The sequence below is a fragment of the Limosilactobacillus sp. genome (assembly GCF_041859915.1).
Lineage (GTDB): Bacteria > Bacillota > Bacilli > Lactobacillales > Lactobacillaceae > Limosilactobacillus.
In genome coordinates this window covers 1-9,216 of sequence record NZ_JBFLGB010000066.1, presented here as the reverse complement: position 1 = coordinate 9,216, position 9,216 = coordinate 1, and the positions used below count along the sequence as shown (strand labels likewise).

The 9,216-nt window shown below is 45.2% G+C and carries 10 protein-coding genes, 1 pseudogene and 1 riboswitch; of the genes and pseudogenes, 9 read left to right on the top strand and 2 right to left on the bottom strand.

The features are described from left to right. Positions 1 to 183 (top strand): annotated as a pseudogene (locus ACEYV4_RS08105) (permease); the annotation flags it as partial. 47 nt (positions 184 to 230) lie between these two features. Here ACEYV4_RS08105 and ACEYV4_RS08100 read toward each other — a convergent pair. Next, entirely contained in the window at positions 231 to 1,664 is a 1,434-nt protein-coding gene (locus ACEYV4_RS08100; protein WP_367333555.1) for a C69 family dipeptidase, read from the bottom strand. A 267-nt stretch (positions 1,665 to 1,931) separates the two neighbouring features. On the opposite strand from ACEYV4_RS08100, the gene ACEYV4_RS08095 reads away from it, so the two are divergent. From ACEYV4_RS08095 to ACEYV4_RS08085, 3 genes are all read left to right on the top strand, one after another. Further along, entirely contained in the window at positions 1,932 to 2,408 is a 477-nt protein-coding gene (locus tag ACEYV4_RS08095) for a universal stress protein (protein ID WP_047769156.1), read from the top strand. Positions 2,409 to 2,580: 172 nt separating this feature from the next. Then, positions 2,581 to 3,264: a VIT family protein gene (locus tag ACEYV4_RS08090; RefSeq protein WP_367333554.1), complete on the top strand. Its 684-nt coding sequence runs from the start codon at positions 2,581 to 2,583 to the stop codon at positions 3,262 to 3,264. Between the two features lie 14 nt (positions 3,265 to 3,278). Further along, complete coding sequence (locus ACEYV4_RS08085; RefSeq protein ID WP_373842813.1) at positions 3,279 to 3,968, top strand: VIT family protein; 690 nt, start codon at positions 3,279 to 3,281, stop codon at positions 3,966 to 3,968. A gap of 78 nt (positions 3,969 to 4,046) precedes the next feature. Here ACEYV4_RS08085 and ACEYV4_RS08080 read toward each other — a convergent pair whose 3' ends face one another. Continuing rightward, a complete protein-coding gene (locus ACEYV4_RS08080) occupies positions 4,047 to 4,967 on the bottom strand; it encodes a cation diffusion facilitator family transporter (protein WP_047768741.1) in 921 nt (306 codons plus the stop codon). 198 nt (positions 4,968 to 5,165) lie between these two features. Here ACEYV4_RS08080 and ACEYV4_RS08075 point away from each other — a divergent pair, with 198 nt between their 5' ends. From ACEYV4_RS08075 to ACEYV4_RS08055, 5 genes are all read left to right on the top strand, one after another. Continuing rightward, complete coding sequence (locus tag ACEYV4_RS08075) at positions 5,166 to 5,813, top strand: metal-dependent transcriptional regulator (protein ID WP_222258045.1); 648 nt, start codon at positions 5,166 to 5,168, stop codon at positions 5,811 to 5,813. A gap of 126 nt (positions 5,814 to 5,939) precedes the next feature. Continuing rightward, positions 5,940 to 6,614: a phosphatase PAP2 family protein gene (locus ACEYV4_RS08070; protein ID WP_047768737.1), complete on the top strand. Its 675-nt coding sequence runs from the start codon at positions 5,940 to 5,942 to the stop codon at positions 6,612 to 6,614. A gap of 61 nt (positions 6,615 to 6,675) precedes the next feature. Continuing rightward, on the top strand, positions 6,676 to 7,149 hold the full coding sequence (locus ACEYV4_RS08065) for a GNAT family N-acetyltransferase (protein WP_047768735.1): 474 nt from the start codon (positions 6,676 to 6,678) through the stop codon (positions 7,147 to 7,149). Between the two features lie 17 nt (positions 7,150 to 7,166). Further along, a riboswitch (Lysine riboswitch) is annotated at positions 7,167 to 7,342 on the top strand. A gap of 104 nt (positions 7,343 to 7,446) precedes the next feature. Next, on the top strand, positions 7,447 to 8,922 hold the full coding sequence (locus tag ACEYV4_RS08060; RefSeq protein ID WP_373842812.1) for an amino acid permease: 1,476 nt from the start codon (positions 7,447 to 7,449) through the stop codon (positions 8,920 to 8,922). Positions 8,923 to 9,132: 210 nt separating this feature from the next. Continuing rightward, a partial coding sequence (locus ACEYV4_RS08055; RefSeq protein WP_373842814.1) for a helix-turn-helix domain-containing protein occupies positions 9,133 to 9,216 on the top strand: 84 nt, incomplete at its 3' end.

The window sequence follows — 9,216 nt, the reverse complement described above, 5'->3', positions numbered from 1 at the left end:
TATGCCCGCGCCCCGGCAATCTCAATCACGGCCTGTGGCTGCCTAGGAGTGTTCGTTGCTATTCATTTCGTCAAGCACTTGAACGTGACGTTCATAATGTGGTTGGTGATCTTGGTAATGGTTTACACCTCAGCCCTAATGTTGATTGAGGGAAGCCGGAAATTTAAATTGGCGGCAGAATAAAAGAAGTCAGCGTAAAGCGAACGCTTTTACGCTGACTTCTTTTAATTTTATAGGTTGTCACCACGTTCGAATTGGAACTTGGAGTTTAATAGTGTTTGCCGAACTAAACTGGTGGTTAGCTTGCGGCCTTCTTCAGTAACGTGCTTGGCACTTTCCATGTTGGCCTGCGTCAGGTAGTTAATCAGGTCATCGCCACGTTTGCCCTTGGCACCCGCGGTGATTTTGTCTACCCGGCCAACACCGTAGCTTTGGGCGTCGTCGCGAAAGGCGTTTACTTCGTTGATGAATTCGTGGTAGCGTGGTTCAACGATTACCTCAAACATCTTGTACATCCAGTAGGCACTCTTTTCCGGTTGGACATCCTGGGTTGCGTAAGCGTAGTTGGCAGGGGTGTCATTGATATTGGTAAAGAATGGGACATACGGGCTGTAGCAGTAGAAGCCAAAGTTGATCCACTGAATTGCTGCGTACTCGGCCGGGACATCATTCCGAATTTGCATGATGCACGAACTCTGGTTCCGGTCTAAAGCGATGGAACGGAACCGCTTTTGCTCGTCAGGCGTACCACTGGAGTAGGTGCCCATTGGGTCAAATGGGGTTTGGTTATAGTGGGAAGAAAGGAAGTATTCAACGTCTTCGATTGCAATCTTCTTCTCCGGCTTCCGAATGAACGGCATGTCTTGACTAGTTGGCTCCTGATCAATAGAAGGGTTGAACAGCTTCTGCCCATACCAGGTCCGTGGGGTATTGTAGTAAGCATCCGCTTCGTTTTCCGTAGCAAAAATCTTCCGGAAGTTGAACTTGCCGGGATATGGGTTCAAGTGGTGGTCCTCAACGAACTTTTCAATCCCCTTGGCGTACATGAAGTTATTGGGATCATCGAAGCTGATTTCCTGGATACACATGTTGTTCGGGGCAATTGCATAGCAGTCGTCTGGAATCCGTTGGGCAACCCATTGGTGCCCACCAGCTGTTTCAAAGTACCAAACTTCGTCCTTGTCAGAGAAAGCAATTCCGTTAGTCTCCCCCGTTCCATACTTTTCAATTAAACTGCCTAAGCGCTTAACCCCTTCACGGGCGGACTTGATAAATGGCAGGACGAGGTAGAGCATTGAGTCCTCATTTACCCCATTCTTAACAAGTGGGTCGTGGCCAAGAACACGGGGGTTCGTGTTCTCCGTTTCTGTTGAACTCATTGCAACATTGAATTCATTGATTCCTTGTTCATCCCACCGGCCAATTGCGGGGTCTCCATTTGGGGTCGCGGTGAAGCGGCAGCCCTTGCCACTCATCATTACCTTTAGGCCGTTATAAGCGGATGTATATTCTTCGCCGGTGTAATCCTTAGCGGGAAAGACCCGAAACGTCTTGGGGTTAACCCCGTCTTCACCATCTTCATCACGGGCAATAATTGTTGAGCCATCGATTGTGGCGTTCTTACCAACGAGCATGGCTGTACAGCTGGATAACTCTTTTTTCATCTTGGTCACAATTCCTTTCATAAATAATAACAATTCACTTACCATTAATAATAACACTTTAAATTAAGTGGATAACTAGTTGATAAAAAATGCTATTTAGGAAAGTAGTGAATTTAGAAAGATTAAATCCTTCTTTTTTGACTTTTGTTTTAGGATAGCCAAAATAATTATTTACAAATTAAAGATTAGTAGTAACATAGTTATTGGAAGTTAATAGCAAATTGGCATACTGTTTGCTGTTAAGAGAACCTAGAGAGGGGAATACTAATGTTTGAAATTAAGCCAAAGAAGTTCAAGAAGATCCTCGTTGGTGTCGATGATGCACCAGATGCCCGGGCAGCTTTTTCATATGCTGTCGATAAGGCTAAGCGGGACGGTTCCGAATTAGGAATTGTTTCTATTTTGGAAACTGGTCACATTAATGTTTACCAAATTCTCGATAAGGACTATGTTCATAGTAGTGAATCTGAATTAAAAAAGCGGGTTAACGAATACGTTCAAGCTGCTATTAATTACGGTGTTGACCCGAAGAAGATTACGGGAATTGTTGACCATGGTGAACGTCCAGCTGAACGGATTTGCAACCATGTTATTCCTGCTTTCCAACCGGACCTGTTGATTATTGGTTCAATTGGTAAGTGGGGGAACCGGAAAGCGGTTGGATCTCAAGCTTCGTACATGACACGTCATGCGGGAACTTCAGTATTCGTTATTCGGACAACTGCAGTACAAACTTATGAATAAACCCAATAAGGGCTTATGATTAAGAAAAGCGATAGTCAATTGGCTATCGCTTTTTACATCTATATTTGACTTTTAACGATTCTAATCTGCAAAGCATAAATTCAATAAAACATTTGAAGATATCAATTATTATGTTATAATGATTCTAAACTGGCACGAAGGAGGAAGAAATATGCCAAAGAAAAAGATGTCATTAGCTCAGAAGGTCAATGTCCTCCGTGCAAGTGTAATGGGAGCTAATGATGGCATTATTTCAGTTGCCGGAATTGTTATCGGTGTTGCTGCAGCGACGAGTAATGCCTATTCAATTTTGATTTCTGGACTATCGGGTAGTCTTGCGGGGATGATTTCCATGTGTATGGGAGAATACGTTTCTGTGTCCACCCAAAAGGATTCACAAAAGATGGCGTTAATTAGCGAACGGCAACGGCTTGACGACCAGTACCAACAAGAATTTAATTATGTTCAAAAAAAGTATGAAGCGCAAAATATTGATCCAAAGCTAGCTCACCAAGCAACCACTGAATTAATGAAAAAAGATTCGCTTGGGACGGCTGTTCAAGAACGGTATGGCTTTAATCCCCAGGACTTTACTAGCCCATATGCAGCAGCCATTGCTTCTTTCATATCGTTTCCAACCGGGTCGATTCTACCAATGGTGGCGGTAACGATGGCACCTGCCAATGTCCGGATAATTGCTACCATGGTGGCGGTTTTAATTGCGTTGCTGATTACCGGTTACTTTGCGGCAGTCCTCGGAAAGTCGAACCGCGTTAAGTCAATGATTAGAAACGCCGCTGCTGGCCTGCTCACGATGGGTGTTACTTTCGTGATTGGTCAGTTATTTGCACGTTAGGGGGATGATTTTTGATGGAAATGTGGAAAAAGCGTCAAAAGCAAACGATGGAAGAAAAACTGAATACCCTCCGTGCCGGTGTTTTAGGTTCTAATGACGGTATTTTAACGGTTGTTGGGGTCCTGGTTTCCGTGGCCGCCGCAACGACAGACCGTTTTACAATTTTCATTGCTGGTTTATCAGATCTGCTTGCCTGTGCCTTTTCGATGGCCTCTGGGGAATATGCCTCCGTTTCTACCCAAAAGGATACCGAAAAATCTGCGGTTGCCCATGAAGAAAAATTATTGAAGACCGATTTTGAAGGCGAACTGGCCGCCGTTCAAAAGTACTACGTTGATAAGGGAGTTAGTCCCGAAACCTCAATGGCCATTGCTCGTGATCTATTAAAGAAGAAGCCGCTTGAAACAGTTGTCCGGGTTAAGTATGATATCGAGTTAGGGCACTACCTGAACCCGTGGGACGCCGCTTTTTCGTCTTTATTCTCGGCTGCTGCGGGGGGACTTTTCCCGCTGATGGCAATGACTTTTGCCCCCGAAGCCGACAAGTGGATTGCCGTTATTCTGGCGGTTATTTTAACAAGTGCTCTAACAGCGTTTATCAGTTCAAAGCTCGGTAACGGTTTAGTCAAGATTGCGGTTATTCGAAACATTATCATTGGGTTGATTACAATTACCATCCACTACGGTGTCGGTAAGTTGTTCTAAAATAAATTAGTATTTATACCTATACAAAAAAGCTGGGAGAAAACAATGGTTTCTCGCCAGCTTCTTTTGTAATTAGATTTATTTGTTAATGTGATGATCATTGATCATTTCCCGTTCGTCAGCAACGGTGTTAAAGAGCTCTTCGCCTTTGCCACGGCTACACTCTGCTTGGAGAGTGATGTGGCAAATTCCATACTTTTCGCGTAAAAGCTTTTCCACCTGGGAGTAAATCTGTTCAATCTGACTGAGGGGCTTATCCTCGCAGTTGAGGTGGGCAGAAAAGATGATGTGGTGTTCATCAATCATCCACGCATGGACGTGGTGAACGGCATCGACGCCGTCAATGCTTGTCAGGTCTTTAGCAATCGCCTCGTAGTCGAGGTCGGGCGACGACTGCATCAGAATCCGAATGGTCTGGTTGATAATTGGCAGTGATTCGTAAGCAATGTAAATAGCAACCGCAATAGTTAGGAGTGGGTCTAACCACGGAACGTTGACAAAGATCAAGATGATTCCGCCGATGATAACGGCAACCGACGAAAGGGCGTCACTCAGAACGTGGAGGTAGGTTGCCTTGACGTTTAAATTGTCATGACTGCCGGAATGAAGGAGGGCGGCGGATAGGAAGTTGGCGACAAGCCCGACAATGGCGACAACCATCATAATTGTCCCGTTAATGTGTTGGGGATGACTTAACCGTTGGATGGCCTTACCAATTAAGAAGATGGCAATAATTACCAATAAGAGACTGTTGGTAAGGGCTGAGAGGATTTCCGACCGCCGGTAACCATACGTACTTTTCCGGGTTTCTGGCCGGCCACCGATTTGCTGCGCAAAATAACCTAAAATGATGGAAAAGGAATCGCCCATATTGTGAAAGGCGTCGGAAAGCAGGGCTAGACTACCAGAAATCAGCCCCCCGATAATTTCAACGACTGTGATTAAGACATTTAGCAGGGTAACGGCTAGGAAACGTTGCCCCGTGATTCTCTCTTTCATTATTACTGAATGCTCCTCTGCATATTGATTGCAATTTTTAATAATATTGTATTAAAATGAATGATTGTAGTTAACGAAAAAGTTAGGCAATCCAAACTACTCGGTTTTATATTATGCTATAATCGTAATATATTCAATATCGAGTTATTGTGTTATGACCGTTCGAAGGCCAAAAAATTTATTGAGAGGTGAACTAGATTGACTCCAATGAAGGAAGATTACTTGAAAATCATCTTTGAGCTCGGCGGTAGTCATAAGAAAGTTTCCAACAAGGAAATTTCATTAGGATTAGGAATTGCTGCTGGTTCAGTGACCGAAATGATTTCCAAGTTGGCCGACGAGGGGCTCGTTGTTCACGAACCATACGCCGGAATTTCATTGACAGCAAAGGGCCAAAAGTATGCGGCAGAATTAGTGCGAAAGCACCGGCTATGGGAAACATTCTTAGTGGATAAGTTAAATTACAACTTTGCGGATGTTCACTCAGAAGCAGAAATTCTGGAGCACCAGACGAGCGATCGATTGGCAACCGCCTTAGATGACTATTTACAGCACCCCAAACACTGCCCCCACGGTGGGGTTATTCCTTCAGCTAACGGCAAGTTCCCTGACGTCAGTCACCGCTTATTAGCTGATGCCGAGGATGGTGAAGAGGTCGAATTAGAGCGCTTCTTAGATAATCACGAGCTGTTGACTTACCTAGAAGAACTGCAACTGCGTCCTTCCGAAACAGTCAAGGTTATCCGTCACGAGCCGTTCGAGGGACCAATTGTCATTGAAAAGGATGGCAGTGACAAGGAAATCAACGTGTCCTACAAGGCGGCCCATAATATTTTTATTAAATAAGGAGAATTCAAGCGAGGGAGGCAATTGTCTTTCCCGCTTGTTTTTTTAACAAAGCGCTGCGCGAGTAATTTGACTTGTGGTATACTCAAAATAATTGCTAAAAATTAAAATTAGGAGTAATCATATATGTTTATTAAACGCGATAATCATCGCTGGCGTCGATTTGCATTTAGTGGAGGCTTCTTTATCATCTTATTGCTATTGATCAAGTTTAATTCTTCGGTAGCAACGATGATGGACGCCGTCCTGCAATCACTTTTCACCAGCCAGCGCCTTGAAGGCATCGGCTGGTTCCACGCCTTGATGACCTTCTTGTCGTTTATTGCTAGCCCGAAGATGGATATCATCTGGGTGATCATCATTGCCGTTTTTCTATGGTTGAGGCAATGTAAGATTCCCGCAATTTGGTCGGTCTGCACGTTGATCGGTGGGGACTTCTTTGGCGGGGTCTTTAAGCACATTGTTAAGCGGGCCCGACCTTCGCAGCATCTCCCAACTGATGACGGTTATAGTTTCCCAAGTGGTCATACTTTAGGAATCTTTTTGATTGCGGCAATTCTCTTATTAGTGGTTTTGCCGTTGATCCAGCGGCAGTCGGTGCGGACTATTTGCCAGATCTTATTAGTATTTGCTATTTTCTTCTTGGCAATTTCGCGAGTTTACCTGTACGCCCACTGGCCTTTCGATACGATTGGGGCAATGTTGCTGGCGTATGCATGGCTCCAGGTTGCTGAATGGCTGTACGTTGCTTGGGCGCCGCGCCTGCAACGGATTCCAATGTTAGAAGATTCGATTATTTAATGAAACAAGAAAAGAGCTGTGACCTAGTTACAACTCCTTTTTTATTGCCCGGGAAATATTCATGATAGAGACAAAGAGACTAATAGTTAAACCACTGATTACCGATAATGACCACCAGGTTGCCCAGGTGCTGGCTGATCCAGAGTTATTGGACGCTGCCCATATCAGCTTCACGTCATTACCGGCAAGCAGCTTTGAGATTAAAATGTTTTTACAAGCGGTCCAAGTGTTTGGTATTTATCAGAAGGAGGACCCAACTAAATTGTTAGGCCTCATTACCGCCGACCAGACTAACCCGACGCTTTTAACCAATGAATGTGAGATTGGTTACCTTGAACGTCGGTCCGTATGGGGGCAGGGGGTCATGACCGAGGCCTTGCGGGGCTTCTTGGATGGGACCCCACTGGCAATCGTGGCCACCACCGATGAAGACAATGAGCGCTCCCAGCACGTCTTGAAAAATTCTGGTTTTCGGCTAACTGGCCGGGAAGGTAAGCGGTTAATCTGGCGAAGGCCCGCTTGCACTCGGAGTTAATCAGAGTATAATATTTTACAAAATGAAGAGGTTGCGTTTTTCAATAGTAGCCGCTGTGAGGTGAATAAGCACTGGACCAGTGAGTGGAAGGGAAAAACGCCGAAACAGGCTGGAACTTATTTTTCAGTTTGTTGGGTCATGGCTTAAGAGGTTATGGACTGTCGCGGATTTACCGCGGGGCGCTTCCAACGAGTGATTCAATAATTAAGAAGTTAATTGAGTCTGCTAACGGGATGAGCCGTTAGCAGACTTTTTAATTACCCTCTTCAAAATCTGTTTGTTTGGAGGATTTGTTTAATGGCAGAAGAGACACAGAACCAGCATTCGACTGGCCACATTAAACGAACATTAAAGACTCGGCACCTGTCAATGATTGCCCTTGGGGGAACCATTGGGACCGGGCTATTTATCACTAGTGGTTCGGCAATTTCGACGGCCGGACCTGGTGGAGCTCTAACGGCTTATGTCATCATGGGAATCATGGTTTTCTTCTTGATGACTAGTCTTGGTGAGATGGCAACCTATATGCCGCTAACGGGATCGTTCTCTGCATACTCAACGAAGTTTGTGGACCCAGCTCTCGGTTTTGCGATGGGGTGGAATTACTGGTTTAACTGGGCGATTACCATCCCGGTTGACGTCACCAGTGCCGGAATTGTGATGAACTTCTGGCTACCCCACGTTCCTAGCTGGGTATTCAGCACCATCGTCTTAGCCCTGATCTTTTTGATTAACTGGTTGTCGGTTCGTTCCTATGGAGAAACGGAATACTGGCTGGCCCTTGTAAAGGTCATTACCGTTATTTTCTTCCTGGTTGTTGGAATTGCAATTATTTTTGGAATCATGGGCGGTAAGCCAGTGGGCCTTTCAAACTTCCATTACAAGCAGGCCCCATTTGTTGGTGGGGTTCCCGCCATTATTAGCGTGTTCCTGGTTGCCGGGTTCTCTTTCCAGGGGACGGAACTGGTCGGTATTACGGCCGGGGAAGCGGCAACGCCTGAGAAGTCGATTTCTAAGGCCATCCATTCTACCTTCTGGCGGATCCTGCTATTCTACATCTTGGCAATCTTTGTCATTGCCTGTGTATTGCCGTACACTAACAAGAACCTGATGAACTCAAACGTTCAAAATATTACGATGAGTCCGTTCACGATTATCTTCAAGCGGGCTGGTTTAGCAGTAGCGGCCAGCATCATGAACGCGGTTATCTTAACCGCCGTTATTTCTGCCGCCAACTCAGGGCTCTATGCCTCAACCCGGATGCTGTATTCTCAGGCCCGGGAGGGATACGCATGGCGCTTTCTTGGCTACGTTAACCGGCGGGGAATCCCAATTTATGCCTTGGTATTTACCATGGTTATTTCAACCTTGACCTTTGCTACCCAGTTCATTGTTCCCCAGGCCTACGTATACCTGACGGACGCCTCTGGTTTGTGTGGCTTTATTGCCTGGCTGGGAATCGCCATCTCGCACTTCCGCTTCCGCCGGGCTTACATTGCCCAGGGTCACTCGGTTAACGAACTGAAGTACCACGCCACCCTGTACCCATTTGGGCCAATCTTCGCTTTTATTTTGTGCATCATCGTTATTTGTGGGCAAAACGTTGATGCCTTTGCGAAGCTTGATTGGTCCAATATCCTGATTACCTACATGAGTGTGCCACTGTTCTTGATCCTGTTCTTCTACTACAAGATTCGTTACCGGACACACATTATCCCGTTAGACAAAGTGGACTTGAGTAAGAGCACCAAGGGTGAAAAGTACGAAGGCTAGTCGATAATATATTTTAAAATCTTCCCGAAAATTTCCGGGAAGATTTTTTATAAACGGGCAAGGAAACACGTTCTTTTAAGGACGTGATGAATTGCCTATTTTTTAATCGAACATACGTTTCAGAGTATGATATAATGTCTTTAACAGAGAATGGTGTTCAGATATTAATTAGCTTTGTTGACTGGCCAATGATGAAAGATTGTGGTGAAAATGGCACAAGTTATAAAGGGGATCAAACTTCGCCTATATCCCAATGCCCAGCAAAGGGAACAATTGTGGCAGATGTTTGGCAAC

Coding starts and splice junctions, on each gene's coding strand:
- ACEYV4_RS08100 (WP_367333555.1), bottom strand. CDS start 1,664: ATGAAAAAAGAGTTATCCAGCTGTACAGCCATGCTCGTTGGTAAGAAC.
- ACEYV4_RS08095 (WP_047769156.1), top strand. CDS start 1,932: ATGTTTGAAATTAAGCCAAAGAAGTTCAAGAAGATCCTCGTTGGTGTC.
- ACEYV4_RS08090 (WP_367333554.1), top strand. CDS start 2,581: ATGCCAAAGAAAAAGATGTCATTAGCTCAGAAGGTCAATGTCCTCCGT.
- ACEYV4_RS08085 (WP_373842813.1), top strand. CDS start 3,279: ATGGAAATGTGGAAAAAGCGTCAAAAGCAAACGATGGAAGAAAAACTG.
- ACEYV4_RS08080 (WP_047768741.1), bottom strand. CDS start 4,967: ATGAAAGAGAGAATCACGGGGCAACGTTTCCTAGCCGTTACCCTGCTA.
- ACEYV4_RS08070 (WP_047768737.1), top strand. CDS start 5,940: ATGTTTATTAAACGCGATAATCATCGCTGGCGTCGATTTGCATTTAGT.
- ACEYV4_RS08065 (WP_047768735.1), top strand. CDS start 6,676: ATGATAGAGACAAAGAGACTAATAGTTAAACCACTGATTACCGATAAT.
- ACEYV4_RS08060 (WP_373842812.1), top strand. CDS start 7,447: ATGGCAGAAGAGACACAGAACCAGCATTCGACTGGCCACATTAAACGA.